The 15,964-nt window shown below is 34.4% G+C and carries 16 protein-coding genes; 5 read left to right on the plus strand and 11 right to left on the minus strand.

Annotation, left to right across the window (positions count from 1 at the left end; translation table 11 throughout):
* Window positions 1–39: 39 nt before the first annotated feature.
* Window positions 40–1,671, minus strand: coding sequence for a sensor histidine kinase (locus KORDIASMS9_RS05895; protein WP_162819782.1), 1,632 nt, complete (start codon window positions 1,669–1,671; stop codon window positions 40–42).
* Window positions 1,672–2,142: 471 nt separating this feature from the next.
* A complete protein-coding gene (locus KORDIASMS9_RS05900; RefSeq protein ID WP_114901955.1) occupies window positions 2,143–3,183 on the minus strand; it encodes a ferredoxin--NADP reductase in 1,041 nt (346 codons plus the stop codon).
* A gap of 155 nt (window positions 3,184–3,338) precedes the next feature.
* Here KORDIASMS9_RS05900 and KORDIASMS9_RS05905 point away from each other — a divergent pair, with 155 nt between their 5' ends.
* From KORDIASMS9_RS05905 to KORDIASMS9_RS05920, 4 genes are read left to right on the plus strand one after another with little or no spacing between them, the layout of a single operon-like run.
* Entirely contained in the window at window positions 3,339–3,677 is a 339-nt protein-coding gene (locus tag KORDIASMS9_RS05905; protein ID WP_114901956.1) for a PadR family transcriptional regulator, read from the plus strand.
* Window positions 3,678–3,709: 32 nt separating this feature from the next.
* Complete coding sequence (locus KORDIASMS9_RS05910) at window positions 3,710–4,408, plus strand: hypothetical protein (protein ID WP_114901957.1); 699 nt, start codon at window positions 3,710–3,712, stop codon at window positions 4,406–4,408.
* 55 nt (window positions 4,409–4,463) lie between these two features.
* Complete coding sequence (locus KORDIASMS9_RS05915) at window positions 4,464–5,942, plus strand: DUF5687 family protein (protein ID WP_114901958.1); 1,479 nt, start codon at window positions 4,464–4,466, stop codon at window positions 5,940–5,942.
* 21 nt (window positions 5,943–5,963) lie between these two features.
* Complete coding sequence (locus KORDIASMS9_RS05920; protein WP_114901959.1) at window positions 5,964–6,692, plus strand: ABC transporter ATP-binding protein; 729 nt, start codon at window positions 5,964–5,966, stop codon at window positions 6,690–6,692.
* A 691-nt stretch (window positions 6,693–7,383) separates the two neighbouring features.
* Here the strand turns inward: KORDIASMS9_RS05920 and KORDIASMS9_RS05925 are convergent.
* The 7 genes from KORDIASMS9_RS05925 to KORDIASMS9_RS05955 form a co-directional block, all read right to left on the minus strand.
* Window positions 7,384–7,740, minus strand: coding sequence for an NHLP leader peptide family RiPP precursor (locus KORDIASMS9_RS05925; protein ID WP_114901960.1), 357 nt, complete (start codon window positions 7,738–7,740; stop codon window positions 7,384–7,386).
* Window positions 7,741–7,789: 49 nt separating this feature from the next.
* Entirely contained in the window at window positions 7,790–8,158 is a 369-nt protein-coding gene (locus KORDIASMS9_RS05930) for a class IIb bacteriocin, lactobin A/cerein 7B family (protein ID WP_114901961.1), read from the minus strand.
* Window positions 8,159–8,202: 44 nt separating this feature from the next.
* Window positions 8,203–8,562 carry an NHLP leader peptide family RiPP precursor gene (locus KORDIASMS9_RS05935; RefSeq protein WP_114901962.1) on the minus strand — a complete coding sequence of 120 codons (360 nt, stop codon included), beginning with the start codon at window positions 8,560–8,562 and terminating at the stop codon, window positions 8,203–8,205.
* Between the two features lie 50 nt (window positions 8,563–8,612).
* Window positions 8,613–8,996 (minus strand): NHLP leader peptide family RiPP precursor, encoded by a 384-nt coding sequence (locus KORDIASMS9_RS05940; RefSeq protein WP_114901963.1) that lies wholly within the window; start codon window positions 8,994–8,996, stop codon window positions 8,613–8,615.
* Between the two features lie 45 nt (window positions 8,997–9,041).
* A complete protein-coding gene (locus tag KORDIASMS9_RS05945; RefSeq protein WP_114901964.1) occupies window positions 9,042–9,383 on the minus strand; it encodes an NHLP leader peptide family RiPP precursor in 342 nt (113 codons plus the stop codon).
* Between the two features lie 147 nt (window positions 9,384–9,530).
* Entirely contained in the window at window positions 9,531–11,426 is a 1,896-nt protein-coding gene (locus KORDIASMS9_RS05950) for an adenylate/guanylate cyclase domain-containing protein (RefSeq protein ID WP_162819783.1), read from the minus strand.
* 131 nt (window positions 11,427–11,557) lie between these two features.
* Complete coding sequence (locus KORDIASMS9_RS05955) at window positions 11,558–11,896, minus strand: NHLP leader peptide family RiPP precursor (RefSeq protein ID WP_114901966.1); 339 nt, start codon at window positions 11,894–11,896, stop codon at window positions 11,558–11,560.
* 93 nt (window positions 11,897–11,989) lie between these two features.
* On the opposite strand from KORDIASMS9_RS05955, the gene KORDIASMS9_RS05960 reads away from it, so the two are divergent.
* Window positions 11,990–12,688, plus strand: a complete 699-nt coding sequence (locus KORDIASMS9_RS05960) for a DUF6090 family protein (protein WP_162819784.1) — start codon at window positions 11,990–11,992, stop codon at window positions 12,686–12,688.
* Here KORDIASMS9_RS05960 and KORDIASMS9_RS05965 read toward each other — a convergent pair.
* Together KORDIASMS9_RS05965 and KORDIASMS9_RS05970 are read right to left on the minus strand one after the other, a co-directional pair.
* On the minus strand, window positions 12,685–14,823 hold the full coding sequence (locus tag KORDIASMS9_RS05965) for a GAF domain-containing protein (protein ID WP_114901968.1): 2,139 nt from the start codon (window positions 14,821–14,823) through the stop codon (window positions 12,685–12,687). The two genes, KORDIASMS9_RS05960 and KORDIASMS9_RS05965, sit on opposite strands and share 4 nt — an antisense overlap.
* A complete protein-coding gene (locus KORDIASMS9_RS05970; protein ID WP_114901969.1) occupies window positions 14,820–15,953 on the minus strand; it encodes a hypothetical protein in 1,134 nt (377 codons plus the stop codon). Before KORDIASMS9_RS05970 ends, KORDIASMS9_RS05965 begins: the two co-directional genes overlap by 4 nt.
* Between the last annotated feature and the right edge of the window lie 11 nt (window positions 15,954–15,964).

Below are 15,964 nucleotides of genomic sequence, written 5' to 3' on the forward strand. Positions count from 1 at the left end.
TTTAATAAATAATTAAGTTTTCTACGAAGTAAACATGAACTAAAGCACAACTTTTATGCTTGTATTAGTCCCTCTGTTTAGTTGTGAATCTATATTTAATTTTGCATTGATGATTTTAGTGCGCTCCAATAAGGACTTCATTCCTAAACTCTTGGAGGATGCTATTTTTTTAGAATATTCAAACCCTTTGCCATCGTCTTTGATACGAATCAAAATAGTATTCTTTTCTTTTGTAATGGTTAGGAAAACAGTATTAGCATTTGCATGTTTTAAGGTATTATGGAGTGTTTCTTGAATAATTCGATACAAATGTAACGCCTGATCTTTGGTGATGAACGTATCAATATTTTCAATGTCGCTCGTAAAAAATATATCTGAGTTTTCATCAATAGTGCTCACTAAATCTTCAACTGCTGCCGTAAAACCCAATCGCTCTAAAACAATAGGATGTAGCCCTTGTGATATCGTACGCACAGTATCTAGCGTATCCTTCGCAAGATTTTCTAACATAGGATCGTTGTAGTTTTTAGAGCGCCTTGTTAATAGCATCAATTGTTGTCCTACACCATCATGAAGTTCTTTTGCTACGCGACCTCGTTCTTCTTCTTGCGTGTTCAAAATATCTTGCGTAAAATTTTCTTGTAATTTTTGTTTTTTACGAGCAAAATTTCGAGAGCGTATTACCCATACAAAAGCAAAAACAGCTAACAGTCCCAGTCCGCCAAAAAACAGCCATTGGTTTTTAACTTTGTTTTCAGCATCTAATAATGCAATATTTACTTGTTGATTTTTAATGGTTAAATCGCGCTTTTCAGTTTCATAAATCGTTTGATAATAGACCAACTGATTTTTTAAAGAATTTTCTTTGGTATCATTCAAATATTTTAAAACAAAATAATCTTGTTCTTTAGCCTTGACAGTTTGTCCAGAAGCTGTGTAAATTAGTGCTAATAGTTCATGCGCTTCTTGCAAAATTTCTTTAGAATTAAAAGATTCTGAAAGTTTTAATTTTTCTAAAGCAAATTTTTCTGCGGCATCATAATTTTTTAAAGCATATTGATGATATGCTTGTACTTCTAAAAATAATATCTTGTGAAAAACACTATTTTTAAATTTTGGAAAAATCTCCTTTATCTTTTCAAAATAGGTGCTTGCAAGTGCTGCTTTATCTTGTTGGGAAGCAAAAACGACATAGCCGTGATAGCATAAAAATGTATAATGGTCTATATTTAAAAGTGCTGCATTTGCCAAAGCTTTGTCTAAATATTCTTGTTGTGAGGTGTAATTTCCTTGTAATTTTTCATCTAACGCAGCATTCAAATAATCTATAACTAAGGTTGGATAGTTTTTTATTTTCTTATTGTATAAGATAGATTCATCACGCAAAGTTTTAGCGGGTTTATAAAGACCGTTTAAGCTGTAAGATACTGATAATGAAGAGTGGAAGTCATTTAGTTTTTCATCGTTTTTTTGATATTTATATAGTTTCATAGCAGAAAACGCATGCGGAATAATGTTAGAGAAGTTATTAGATATAGTAGCATTATCTACTCTAAGCGCATGTGCATTGGCCCAGTCATAATATGATGAGTCGTTTGTCTTTTCAAAAAGTTGAATACTTTCATCACTATATGCTATTGCTTTCTTTGGGTTTGTATTTATATAAAACAAACAATGCGATAGTACAGATTTTGTAGTTGCTCTTAAAGCTATGGGAACATTTGTTGTTAAAAGTGGTGCAATGGGTTTTACTTTTAAAATGGAATCAAATCTACCATTTCTTGCCCAGTCCAAACCTAGTGTTTTGAAGGTGTAAAGGGTATTAATGGTATCTCCTTTACTATAATATTCATTGAACTTTGTGGTAGCATACGCCTTATATTCTTTTCTATCTTTAAAGATGCCTTGACTCACAAAAGTATTGAATAGCGTGTCAGCTACTACCAAGTTTTTTGTAGTAGCGATCGTTAGCAAAGCTTTTTCCTTATCTATTTTGTTTTGCGAATAGCAGAAGTTAGATAGTAGAATAATAATGTATAGTAATTTTGTTCGCATTTGATAAGTGCTTTTTTTGTATGCTGACTGCATTCAATTATTGACTCCAAATGGTATTAAAATTAACTAAAAATAGTATTCGAAATGCTAAATATCATCAAAATCCACCGCAATTGTTGCTGTTGTAGGGTGCGACTGACAAGCCAAGACCATGCCTTCTTCAATTTCACTATCCGTTAAAATCTGATTCTTTTCCATCACCGCTTTTCCTTCGGTAATTCTACAAATACAACTGCTGCAAATTCCTCCTTGACAAGAGTATGGTGCGTCAATTTTTTGTTTCAATGCAGCATCTAAAATGGTTTCACTGGCGTCCATTTCAAAGGTAAATTCTTCATCATCAACCGTCACAGAAATCGTGGATGTTCCAGAAACATTTTCAGCGGCTTCATTGGTTTCTGAAGATGAGGTAAACAATTCAAAATAAATTGTATCTTTTGAAATACCGTTATTTTCTAAGGTTTCAGAAACGGTATGAATCATGGCTTCTGGTCCGCAAATATAATAATGTTTAAAATCAACAGCTTTCATTTGATTTTTGATCACATAATTTACCGCAGTACTATCAATACGTCCAGGCAATGCATTTTCGGCGCGTGCCTGACTGTATACAAATTTTAAATAAAAATTAGGATACTTCTCCGCCAAAGCGATCAATTCGTCATGAAAAATAGTTTCTTCCGTTGATTTATTTCCATACAACAATGCTACTGTATTTCCGTAGTCCAACGCTGTTTTTAAAATACTCATGATTGGCGTAATGCCACTTCCGGCGGCAAAAAGCGCAATCGCACCTGGATGCGTAGAAGGCGTGTATACAAAATTTCCTTCTGGCGAATGTACGTCTAGCGTAGTTCCTTCGGTCAACGATCTATTAGCATAAGTAGAAAACACACCGTCTTCCACTTCTTTAATAGCAACGCGAAGCTTATTTTCTTTTGGCGCGGCACATAACGAGTACGCTCTGCGAACTTCTTCACCGTTTAACTGCGTTTTTAAGGTAATATATTGTCCAGCTTTAAACGAATACGAAGGTTGTAATGCTTCTGGAACATGAAATTCTACGCTTACTGCGCTTGGGGTTTCTCTATGAATATGACGTACTTCTAGTGAACGAAAATCTGACATTGTGCAATTTTTTTAAATAAGTCATCGCGTTTTGCGAATTGTTCTGCAAAAATAAACAATACCGAAAGGCTTTTAAAATGATTTTAATAGAAATTATACCTAAAAAACTTATGCATAAGAAAATTATGTATTATATTTAGATCATAATTTTGATTATGGGAAATTCAAAACTCTATAAAGGAAGTCTAACAACCATCATTTTAAAGCTCTTGGAGGAGCATGGAAAAATGTATGGATACGAAATCACACAGAAAGTAAAAGACATCACAAAAGGCGAATTAATGATTACAGAAGGTGCCTTATATCCTGCCTTACATAAACTTGAAGCAGAAGATTTACTAGACGTAGAAGTGGTCAAAGTGGACAATCGCATGCGGAAATACTATAAACTTACTGAAAAAGGGAGTGAAGAAACAGTTAACAAGCTAAAAGAATTGGAACAATACATTCGAAATATGCACGTATTGGTAAATCCAAAATGGAGTATTGACTAACATTCATCAAATATATATTTAACACAAAAGTGATGCAACTCAATTATATACAAATACAAGAACTCTACAAGTTTACAAGAGAGCAAAAGGTAAAGCACTTTGATTTGCAAACAGAATTAGTAGATCATTTAGCTAATGGTATTGAAAAACAATGGAAAGAAAATCCAACATGTACGTTTCAGGAAATATTAGCACTAGAATTTGAAAAATTTGGACCTGATGGTTTCAAAAAAGTAATTGAAAAGCACGATGTTATTTTAGACAAAAAATATAAAAAATTACTAATAAGATTTGCATTAGAATACTTAAAACTGCCAAAGATTATTGGTACAATTGCAGGAATTTTTATTTTAGTGTATCTTCAACAGTATGAGGAGTATTTTAAAGGTTGGGGAATAATATTTTTCGTTTTTATGCTGATACCTTACATTTTTCTTGCTTCTTTTCAGTTAGAACTACAATACAAGCGAAAAGTAAAAAAAACGAAAAAGTGCTGGAAATTGGAAGAGATGATTTTTAATTCAGCGTATGGATTTACAATAATATTGTTCTTTATTCAATCTATTTATAATTTTGACTTGCATGAAATTGATAGTATATACATACAACTTTTAATTGCTATTTTGATGATGTGCTGCCTAATCTTTACATATATTGTCTTTATTGTATTGCCCGATAAAGCTTCAGAACTTTTACGAGAAACCTATCCTGAGTATGAACTTTTGGCGTAAACTGTAACAAATTCAAAAAACGGCTACTAACCATAACAACTAAATTAACTATACAATGATTCAAAAATTTATCAGTCTTCAATGGAAAGAATTTCTCCGATCTGCTTCTTTCCAAAAAGGAGTCGCTATTAAAGTATTGCTTTTTATTGCCGCCGCGTATGTTGGTGGAATGGCAATAGTGACAGGAGCAGGATTGTACTTAGGAATTAAAAAAATGATTCCTGGTGTAGATCCTATGTTGATTGTCAACAGCTTTATTATTTTTTGGTTTATGGCCGATTTGCTACTTCGGTACTTCATGCAGCAAATGCCCGTCATGAATATTAAACCACTGATGATTATTCCCATCAAGCAAAAAAATATCATTCACTTTTTACTAGGAAAATCGGTCATTTCATTCTTCAATCTGCTACCGTTATTGGTGGCCATTCCTTACTGTATTACCGCATTAATAAATGGAAATCATTCGCCGCTTAATGTTATTTTGTGGTTGCTTTCCATTATTATAATTACACTTTCTATCAACTTTTTAAACATGTTGGTCAATAAAAGCAATACCGTATTTTATATTGTAGCAACGGTATTGGTTTCATCCATAGCATGTCAATATTTTGGAGTTTTCAATATCGCACAATATGGCGGAATGGTTTTCTACGGATTGTATATGAATCCATTCTACATCGTAGTTCCTATTGCGATTTTAGCATTGCTATATTACGCGAATTTCAACTATTTAAACAACCGTTTTTATTTGGATAGTGCCATTTCTAAAAAAGTAAAAGAAGTCAACGCGTCCGATCTTTCATGGCTTGACCGTTTTGGTTCGATGGCAACTTTTTTAAAAAACGATGTACGTATGATTTGGCGAAACAAACGTCCAAGACAAGTAGTAATCATGTCGTTTCTGTTTTTGTTTTATGGAGTTATCTTTTTTACGCAAAAAGTATACAATGATATGCCTGCAATGTTAGCGTTTGCTTCTATTTTTATTACGGCAGGATTTTTATTCTCGTTTGGGCAATTGGTGCCTTCTTGGGATAGTGAACATTACAAAATGATGATGAGCCAAAACATTCCGTACCGACAATATTTGGAGTCCAAATGGTATTTAATGGTGTTGGCAGTGTTGGTATCTTTTATATTAAGTACGCCGTATATTTACTTTGGTTGGGATAAATACGCCTTAATTGCCGCAGGTGCATCGTTCAATATCGGAATCAACACGTTTGTCACACTATTTGGTGGCGCGCTTAACAGAGTTCCTATCAAACTGAACGAAAAAGCAAAAGCATTTAGCAATACCAATGGTTTCAATCCGACACAACTGTTGATTGCGTTGCCAAAATTACTATTGCCTGTAGGACTTTTTTGGCTACCTTATTATTTGGCAGATTATAATTTAAATGCAGGCATCATCACGCTGGCAGTCAGTGGCTTGTTAGGATTGGTGTTTAAAGATTTTTTCTTGACGAAAATAGAAAAAGTATATCAAGACGGAAAATATAAAACCATTGCCGCATTTGACGAAAAATAAAAAATTACTAAACATACAAACATGATCAACATACAAAATATATCAAAAACATACGGACAAAATACCGTTTTAAAAATAGATTCACTCGACATTCCAAAAGGACAAAGTTTTGGCTTGGTAGGAAATAATGGAGCTGGAAAAACAACACTTTTTAGCTTGCTGTTAGATTTGATTCAACCTACTACAGGTCACATTGAAAATAACGGAATTACCGTTCACGAAAGTGAAGCATGGAAACCGTTTACCTCATCATTTATTGATGAAAGTTTTTTAATTGGCTATTTGACACCAGAAGAATACTTTTACTTTATTGGCGATTTGCGCGGACAAAACAAATCGGATGTAGATGCCTTATTAGCTCAGTTTGAAGATTTCTTTCACGGGGAAATTCTCAATCAGAAAAAATACCTGCGCGATTTGAGTAAAGGAAACCAGAAAAAGGTCGGAATTGTAGCGTCATTTATTGGAAATCCGGAAGTCATTATTTTAGATGAGCCTTTTGCCAACTTGGACCCAACTACGCAAATTCGACTCAAAGGAATCATTAGAAAACTATCAGAAGACAATCAAGTCACAGTTTTAGTGTCTAGTCACGATTTAATGCATGTAACCGAAGTTTCTGATCGTATTGTAGTGTTAAACAAAGGCGAAGTTGTCAAAGATATTGAAACGTCTGAAGCCACTTTAAAAGAGTTAGAAGCATTCTTCGCAAGCTCGGCGGTTGCTGCTGCTGCTTTGGAAGAGGAATAATTTTATATCACTTTATTATAAAAAAAGCACTAAACCATACATTTATGAGTATGTTTTAGTGCTTTTGTTGGTGCTATTACCAATAGTTATGTTCTTACGACAACCTTAGCTATACTTACGTAAAGGAAGTTAGTTTTAAGGTGTTACTTGCATATTAAACAAAGTTACAGACTCCCTCATGCCTGACTCTATTCTACACAAATAGAAGAACGTATCTATTAATTCCATTGTTCATTTTTCTTTTCAACTTTTTAAGGTCAAAAATTTTCGACATTGATACTCTGAACAATTCATTCGAGGGTAATAGCATTGATTTACGGTTTAACCACAAACTATAAATTATTTGTTTATCGGTAAGTACTAACACCTCTTCAATTTGTCAGTACTTTATGATTTTTTTTTGTTTTTCACTACACCAAACATGAAAATAAAAACACTAGATATCAAGACAATTAATGAAGGTACGTTGTAGCTAAGCGATAAGAGTATAATTCCTATAAACATGCATACCATTCCTAGTAAAAAATATCCTGGTATATTTATCTTTTCTTTCATTTTAAAACGTTTTTGTAACGTGTGTTGTTAGTAGTGTATTACTACATTGAAATTAACACTGAACACGGATATGTATGATCACTTTTTTAGTAAAGTGTTAATTTCAATTTTAGTGTATTGATCCGATTGAGTGATTTTAGAAATACTTATCTAAAACTGCTGCTGTTCCAAATCCTGCGGCGATACTAACTACTGCTACAATTGTTGCTGTAACAATAATTCCACCAGATACAGTTTCTAACTGCTCATCACTAAGCTCCATATTGTCTACGGTTACTTTACGTGGAATGTTTAAGTAAATTACAGAATCATCTGATTGGTCTTCTACTACAATTTTTTGAGATGCAGGCATTTTAAATGCTGGTGCAATTTCTCTAATAGTTTCTTCAGGATTTGAGATTAAACGATCTTTGAAAGATGCATTTTCCCATGCTTTGCTTACGAGCTCTTGAAACACTTCCGTGCTTTTATCCATTTGTTTTTGTGTAATCATCTTATATATGTTTTAATGTTAATACTTTAGCATTTGTGTTTACTACACATTAGTTTTTAACAGATGCATATAATGCAATTCCAGCACTAAATCCTGCAACTCCTAATGCTACCAATGCGATACTAGCAGAAACGACTAATCCTCCAGCAACTTTTTCTAATTGCTCATCCGTTAATTCCATTTCATCTAAGTTTGGTTTCGCTGGAATGTTGATATATACCACATTATCATCAGATTGATCTTGTACTACCACTCTTTTACCTTCTGGCAATTCAAATGACTTTCCTGTTACACTTTCAATTGCTGCTTTAGGATCATTGACCAATTGCAGTTTAAAAGTTTCACTTTCCCAAGCTCTAGTAATAAGCTCTTGCATTAACTCTTGTCCTTTTTCTCCGTTATTTTGTGTATTTCCCATGATTTTCTTTTTTTGAATGGTTTAATAAATTTTATGTTGGTTGATTAGCTTTTTGTGTATACGATTGGTTTGATTGGAAAACAATCAATCGGTGGAAATGTTGGGTAAATCGTAACGTCAATGAAACTTGCTACTGATTGTCCTCCAGCAACTAACTCTAACTGCTCTTCGTTTAACTCCACGTTATCCGTATCTTTTGCAGCAGGAATGTTAATATATGCAGTAGATTCTTCTGATTGATCTCTCACTACAATTCTTTTTCCAGCAGGAATATTCAATCGTACACCTGTTACACTTTCAATTGCCGCTACAGGATCTGCCATTAATTCTTTTTTGAAATCTGCATCTTCCCATGCTTTTTGTACTACATCTCTGTATAATTTTTGGTCTTGTGTATTTTCCATGATTTATTAAGTATTTATTTGGTTCTTATTATATATGTGTTGCATGTATATTAACTAAAAGCTTCTTCAATTGCATGCCCTGCCATAGCTCCGATAAGAACTCCTCCAGGACCTCCAATAGCTCCAACAGCACCACCAATTGCAGCACCTAACCAACCACCACCAGCAACTAATTCTAATTGCTCGTCAGTCAATTCAAGATCTTCTGGGTTTGGTAATTTTGGAATATTTAAGTAGAAAACATTATCTTCTGTTTGGTCCACAACTTGCATCTTTGTTCCTTCTTTCAAGCTCAACTTTTCTCCTGTTAAGTTTTCGATAGCCTCAAGCGGATTTGTCATTAATTCTTGCTTAAACGTTTCGTTTGTCAAAGCCTCTTCTAAAGCTTTTGCAAGCAACTGTTGTGTGCGCTCTTGTTTTTGAGATGTTTCCATGATTTAAAGTTTGATTATGAATAAATTTGTGTTTAAAAATGTGAATTATTTAAAACCATCTTTTGATGGATTGGTTGGTAAATTTATAATGGGAAAAGTCCAAACAGCCGATCCACCTGCTACAGCTTCCAACTGCTCTTCATTAAGTTCCATATCTTCAATATTTGGTTCGGCAGGAATATTTATATAAATAGCAGAAGTATTGGTCTGATCTTTTACTATAAGTGTTTTTCCTTCTGGTAATCGGATACGCTCTCCAGTCGCTCTTTCAATGGCATCAATTGGATCTTCAATTAATTCTTGCTTGAAATTTTCATCTTCCCAAGCTTTAGTGATAATTGTTTGTAACAATTCTTGCGATTTTTGTTGTTGCGCTGTCAGTTTCATTTTTATCTAATTAGCGTTGTTCTTTCTTAACTACAGTGTAAAGATACTTGCATGAATAGTGATAAAAATGCCGAAAAAACTGATAAAACTGTTAGGAGTAATTTTATGTAGCGTTTGTAAAAAAAGAAGTAAGTATTTCTATTTCATTTACACGCTTATAGGATCTACTTTCTGTGGAATAGGCGTTGTGGTAGTCAAATCTTTCTGCTCTTTTGCATGCTGTACATAGTACATTTGAAGCTCTCCTTTTCCTTTGGCTGTAATTTTTCCGCGGTATTCAAAAGTGAAATCAGGATCATCTTTAACCAGCGCAAACGTATTGCTGCTAATATTTACTTTACCAATAGTGCCATTACTTTCCATTCGACTCGCAATATTAACCGTATCGCCCCAAACGTCGTATTGAAACTTTTTCACACCCACAATTCCTGCCACAATAGGTCCTACATGAATGCCTACACGCATATCAAAAGCAGGTTTGTCTAGTAAGGTGTTTTCTTGCTTTCTTTTGGTCACAAATGCTTGCATGTCTAAAGCAGCTAAAATGGTTTTTTTCACGGCGTTGGCATCTGGTTTTGGCAATCCTCCAGCAGCCATGTATGCATCTCCAATGGTTTTTATTTTTTCAATCTTATAATGTCCAATGATGGCATCAAATGCTTTAAAGTAAATATTGATTTGTTCTACAAGTTGTTGTGGTGTTAAGTGTGAAGCTGTCTCTGTAAACGATTTAAAGTCGGTAAACAATATGGAAGCAGTTTCAAAATCTTGTGCATCTACAAATCCTTTTTCTTTCAATTCGTCCGCAACTTCTTCAGGAAGAATATTGTGTAATAAATGTTCCGAGCGATCTTTTTCAATCTGAAGTCTGGCTTTCGATTTTCGCATGTAATTCAATCTACCAAAAATTGCCAACACAATGATAACCGCAAAACAAACTGCAATGATGAAAATATTGCGTTGCTTTTCTTTCTTTGCCACTTCTTCTTTGTGTTGAAGTTTTAGAATGCGTTCTTTTTCCACATTGGCAATACTATCAAGAATCATTTCCTTTTCAAACTCCATGTTCAGTATTTTGTCAGAAGTTTGTTTGAGGTTCAGACTGTCTCGTAACAAATACATGCGTTCATTGTATTGCAATGCTTTTATAGGATTGTTTGTAGCTTTATATGCATTGTACAAACAATTACAGGCTTCTTCCTGAATAGATACTGAATTTATTTTTTTGGCAATTTCCAATCCTTTTTTACATCTCGCGACAGCGTTTTGCTTCTTCCCAATTTTTAGATTGATGTTGCCCAGAGCAATCAACGCTGAACTTTCATTCAAATTACTTTTGGAAGTTCTGGAAATAGTTAGTGATTTGTTGTAATAGTTTACAGCTGTGTCGTACTCGTTTTTGTCTTCGTGTAATTTTCCTAAATTGAAAAGTACTTGTGCTTGTGTTTGCGTAGCTTTGTTTTTAGTTGCCAATTCGAGTGAAACTTCAAAGTTTTGCAGTGCTTCGGTATAGTTTTTCTCCTTTGCGTACACATCACCCAAACTACTGAGTACTAATGAAAGTGCTTTTTCGTCGTTGGATTTTCTGTAATTTTTCTCGGCGATGCCAAAGTATCTTTTTGCCTCTTCAAATTCATTTAAGATGGAATAAATGTTTCCTATATTTTGTGTAGTTCCCGCAACTTGCTTTTCGTTATTCAAGTCTTCGTGAAGTTGTACTGCAATCTTGTAATGATCAAGTGCTTTGGAGTAATTTCCCAAAAAGTAATAAATAGCACCAACATTATTGGTAGCAGACGCAAGTCCATTTTTAAAATTGGCTTTTTTAAAATAGGAAGCGCTTTTTTCAAAATTTGTGAGTGCTTTATACGGTTCGCCTTGGTAGTAAAAAATGGTGGCTATTTGATTATAGCCATCTCCAATAGCTTTGTAATCTTGTATTTCCTGATATATGGATACACTTTGGTTTGCTAAAGTCAATGCTTTGCCAAAGTTTCTATTTTTTATTTCCTGCTTGCAATCTGCTATCAAACTATCGGCCATACGTTTCTGTTTTGATTGCCCAAGGATGATTAAGGGCATCAAGACAAAAAAGAGAAACATATATATTTTGTGTTTCTCCTTTTGTAAATAGCGTATGTGTGTAGCTTTAAGCATAAAAGTGGTATGTAAGTTTATCCGCCAGTCGTTCCAGGAGGTGGCGGTGGTGGTGGATCGGTTACCCCTTGAATTACGGGAAGTGGATCACCTCCGCCAGCAAGAATTTCTAATTGATCGTCTGTCAACTCCATATCATCTAACGATGGCATTGGACTGATGTTGATATAAATAGTATCACTATTTGTTTGGTCACATACTTCTACTGTTTTTCCTTCAGGAACATCAAAATGCTCACCGGTTAAGGCTTCGATGGCATGTACTGGATCTTTAATCAATGCAGTTTTAAAAGCATCGTCTTCCCACGCTTTTTCTACAATAGTTCGAAATAATTTTTGTTCTTTTGTAAGTTCCATAATATCAGTTATATGTTCAGTTAATACAACTTTAAAATTACGCTTTAGGGTAGGTAAGAAAATGCCAAAAAGACTGACAAAAATCACAGAAGTATGAAATCTAAACGTATAAAATTCAATTGGCGAAAGTATTTTTTTGAAACACTCTCTATGTTTATTGCGGTGATTTCTGCATTTGCTCTTAACAATTGGAATCAAGAAAGAAGAGATTATAAAGCAGAGAAAGAAATCATTAAAGCGGTAAAACTGGCGGTAAAAAATGATCTTCAAACCATCAAAACAAATAAAGCTGGCTACAAATTGTCTAAAAAGTCCTGTGCGCATTTACGAGACTTGATTGATAACAAGCCGATCAACCAAGATTCTATTCACGAATATTATACACACGTATTTGCAAATTTTATCTTCTTGCCAAATAAAACAGGATATGAAGGATTGGCTTCTAAAGGATTGGATATTATTAAAGATGATTTATTGCGCGCACGTATTACGTATTATTACAATTATTATTTTGATTTGTTGGTAAAGTTTGAAGAACAAAGCGATCCAGAAGCGATTTACCTAGAAATCAATACCATTTTAGCAAAATATATGGAGTTTGACGAAGCCGGAAAACTCTCAGGAGTTACACAACCTATTGACATTACGGAAGCGCAACGAAAAAAAATATACAGCTATTTATGGCAAATTGAAGCAAACCGCGATCAAAAAATTCTAGTATATCAATATTTAGAAGAACAAATTACGACGCTGCAATCGCAAGCAGAGAGCATTTTAGAAACGATGGATTAAGCTAAGATGTTACGACAACGTTCTATAAAGACTTTGGTCGGTTTATTGTTTGGAATCAATGCATGTGCGGCTTCAAAATATTGCTTGGCATCTTCTAGTTTGTCTGCTCTAAAAGCCGTTAATCCTTGTAGGTATTTCGTGTTGAAGGCTTCTTGTGTTTTAGACAATGGCGTGGTGTTTTGTCCTAACACAGAAAACACACGTACCGGAATATTTTTTCCTTTTACCAACAAGGTGTCAATTTCGATACAGTGAAAATCATTTTTTACTTCGTGATAGGTGTTTTCACAGATTAATAATTTGACACCGTAAGTTTTCGTAGCACTTTCCAAACGCGCTGATAAGTTTACAGAATCGCCAATTACAGTATATTCAAAACGTTTTTCAGCACCAATATTTCCAGAGACTACATTTCCTGTACTGATGCCAATTCCGATGTTTAATGTGGGTAGTTTTTTGTTGGCTTTATTCAATTCGTCCAACATAGCAAACATATCTAGTGCACAATTGACGGCATTTTTTGAATCGGAAATGTTTGCATACGGAACACCAAAAACCGCCATAATGGCATCACCAATATATTTGTCTAAAATGCCATTGTATGTATGCACTGAAGCAATCATTACTTCAAAATATTTGTTGAGCAATTCTACAATTTGAATGGCGCCAAATTCTTCGGTAAGCGTAGTAAAGTTTCGAATATCGGAGAATAAAACGCTACATTTTGAGAAATTCCCCTTTAAGAGCGATAAATTATCATGATTCATGACTTGCTTTACCAAATGCTGCGGAATGTATCGACTCAAATTTGACTGAATGCGTTTTTCTTTTGAAATATCATTAAAAACGACAATAGCACCAATAATATTTTCTTTTGCGTCTTGCATTGGTAGCACGCTCAAGTTGACGGTAACCGATTTTTTAGTATTGATTTTAACGTTGAGTTCTTCGTAATAGCTTTTTTCTCCAGTTTCAATCGTTTCTTTACAATAGGCAAACAACGGTTTCAATTCATGCGCTAACGTATCAATGTGCTGATGGGTAAAATCTTGCGATTCTTCGATCTGAAACATGCTGTTAAACGTTTCGTTCACCGTACTTATCTTAAAAGATTTATCAACCGTAACGATTCCGTTATCTAAGTTTTGCACCAAAATATCTAAGTGATTTTTCATGCCTTGAATTTCATCAAAGAGTTTGGCGTTTTCAATAGCAATGCGTATTTGACTGGCAAATCCTGTTAAAATATCCAAGTCGTTTTCATCAAAATCGCCCGTTCGTTTGTTGATCGCTTGAATGACACCCAATACCTGATTTTTAGCGTTGAACACCGGAACACTTAAAATAGATTTGGTAACGTATTTTGTTTTTTTATCTACCGCAGGATTAAAATGCGGATGGTTGTACGGATCGTTGACAATAACAGCTTTTTTATTTTTGGCAACTTCTGCTACAATTCCTTTTCTAGTACGTACTACTTTGTCTTCCAAGCCTTTGGCAAAAACGGTCCACAATTCACCCGTTTCTCCATCTACCAAAAAGAGCGAACTCCTATCTGCATTGGTAATTTCGGCTGCTTTGTTCATCACTACTTGGATGAGTTTGTTTAAATTCAACTCGGATGAAACTGCCTTGAAAACATCTAACAGCGTTGAAAAGTTATTTTTAATATGTTCACTAGCTAAGTATAATTCGCTATTTTTTATAATTAAAGTGATTGCTGCTGCAAAGCTGTTCAATATTTTAATGTCTTTTTGTGTGAATGCGCCTTGTTGTTTGTTTAAACATTGCAATGCGCCAACGGCATCTCCTTTTTCATTGAATACAGGCACACAAATGGCGGATTTGGTCACAAATTGCAGTTGCTTGTCGTACGATTTTTCAAAAGCCACGTTGTTTTCCGTATTGTTTACAATGATGGCTTCTTTGTGTTGAAACATAGTTCCTACAATTCCAGTGCCAACAGGAACCGAAATCATGACATTTTCCACACCTTGTGCTACTAAACTTTCAAGTGTATTTGCGGTTTCATTCCATAGAAAAAAAGTACTGCGTTCTACATGCATTAGTGTAGAAATTTGATCTAAAATAGCGTTTACTTCCTGTAATATTTTTTCACTTTTTTGTATCATCATGCTGTAAGTACTTTTTTGCGGTTGTATGTTTTGTGTAATGTTTCCAATCCTTGTGTGGATGCTAAGGTGATCATATCTACTTCACAGATGCTTTGTATTCTGTGTACATGTTCTTGAGCAGAAGTGATGTTGCCTAAAGCAGTATCAAATTCTACAAGGGTATCACTAATTTTATAAATCAACATTTGCAATCCTTTGAAGGCTTCTTCCGAAAGTGCTATGGGCGATTGATAATTTTGCAAACGTCCACCATTTCTATAGTTGGGATAGTTTTCCAATCCCATAAAACGCAAAAACCATTCTTTGTCAAATCGTCCCAATACTTTGGTAATTCCTGCGTAATCGGCAATAATTTCATCGTGCATATTGTTTGCCATACTTCCGTAGTGTTGCAAGGTAAATATATGTGCACATTCATGTTCTCTTCTGATGATGAGCGATGCGTTTTTCCATGCTGCATCGGTCATGCGTACTTCGTGACTTTGAACGCCGCTATAGCCTTTTTTGCTCAGCACAATAATTTTATCTTTGTATAAATGTGGTTTTGGAGCTACTTGTTTTTTAAAGAATTCATTCCAATTGCCCAACGGATTTTTTTGCAACCATGCTGCTTTAAGTGAATGTATTCTGTGCCAATTATTAAGTCCATTAATGCACAACGCGCCCATAGAAGCAGGAAATGCTTTTGGTTCGTTTTTGTTGGCAAGAGCGCAAATAATCGTTGTAAAATCGTCCGTATTTGGAACAATAAGTACAGGAATTTTTCCAATCATCGGACTTTCATACAGCACCAATTCAATTTCATCGGGATGCTGTAGTTGTAAAAAATTGGTTCCTGTTTTTTGTTTGCCTCTTAGGGTTACATTTTTATAAGCTTCTGTTTGAGAGATGCCTTTTGTGATTGGAAATTGCAGTTGCACCAAGTATTTTTTCAGCGTTGCAAAAGCACCTGCTGTTTGTGCTTCTTCATGATAGCGTTCCCAAGTTTCTATAAATTCCTTTGGCAACGTATGTACTGTTGAATTTTTGTTGGTGAATTTATGTTGTGCATACACTACCAACTCATCGACAGCTTTTTCATTGTGGATAAGTTGTTGAATACACAAACGTTTTTCTTTTTGATGCATCATGTATGAGCTTA

This window comes from Kordia sp. SMS9, assembly GCF_003352465.1.
GTDB lineage: Bacteria > Bacteroidota > Bacteroidia > Flavobacteriales > Flavobacteriaceae > Kordia.

Coding starts and splice junctions, on each gene's coding strand:
- KORDIASMS9_RS05900 (WP_114901955.1), bottom strand. CDS start 3,183: ATGTCAGATTTTCGTTCACTAGAAGTACGTCATATTCATAGAGAAACC.
- KORDIASMS9_RS05905 (WP_114901956.1), top strand. CDS start 3,339: ATGGGAAATTCAAAACTCTATAAAGGAAGTCTAACAACCATCATTTTA.
- KORDIASMS9_RS05910 (WP_114901957.1), top strand. CDS start 3,710: ATGCAACTCAATTATATACAAATACAAGAACTCTACAAGTTTACAAGA.
- KORDIASMS9_RS05915 (WP_114901958.1), top strand. CDS start 4,464: ATGATTCAAAAATTTATCAGTCTTCAATGGAAAGAATTTCTCCGATCT.
- KORDIASMS9_RS05920 (WP_114901959.1), top strand. CDS start 5,964: ATGATCAACATACAAAATATATCAAAAACATACGGACAAAATACCGTT.
- KORDIASMS9_RS05925 (WP_114901960.1), bottom strand. CDS start 7,740: ATGATTACACAAAAACAAATGGATAAAAGCACGGAAGTGTTTCAAGAG.
- KORDIASMS9_RS05930 (WP_114901961.1), bottom strand. CDS start 8,158: ATGGGAAATACACAAAATAACGGAGAAAAAGGACAAGAGTTAATGCAA.
- KORDIASMS9_RS05935 (WP_114901962.1), bottom strand. CDS start 8,562: ATGGAAAATACACAAGACCAAAAATTATACAGAGATGTAGTACAAAAA.
- KORDIASMS9_RS05940 (WP_114901963.1), bottom strand. CDS start 8,996: ATGGAAACATCTCAAAAACAAGAGCGCACACAACAGTTGCTTGCAAAA.
- KORDIASMS9_RS05945 (WP_114901964.1), bottom strand. CDS start 9,383: ATGAAACTGACAGCGCAACAACAAAAATCGCAAGAATTGTTACAAACA.
- KORDIASMS9_RS05950 (WP_162819783.1), bottom strand. CDS start 11,426: ATGGCCGATAGTTTGATAGCAGATTGCAAGCAGGAAATAAAAAATAGA.
- KORDIASMS9_RS05955 (WP_114901966.1), bottom strand. CDS start 11,896: ATGGAACTTACAAAAGAACAAAAATTATTTCGAACTATTGTAGAAAAA.
- KORDIASMS9_RS05960 (WP_162819784.1), top strand. CDS start 11,990: ATGAAATCTAAACGTATAAAATTCAATTGGCGAAAGTATTTTTTTGAA.
- KORDIASMS9_RS05965 (WP_114901968.1), bottom strand. CDS start 14,823: ATGATGATACAAAAAAGTGAAAAAATATTACAGGAAGTAAACGCTATT.
- KORDIASMS9_RS05970 (WP_114901969.1), bottom strand. CDS start 15,953: ATGATGCATCAAAAAGAAAAACGTTTGTGTATTCAACAACTTATCCAC.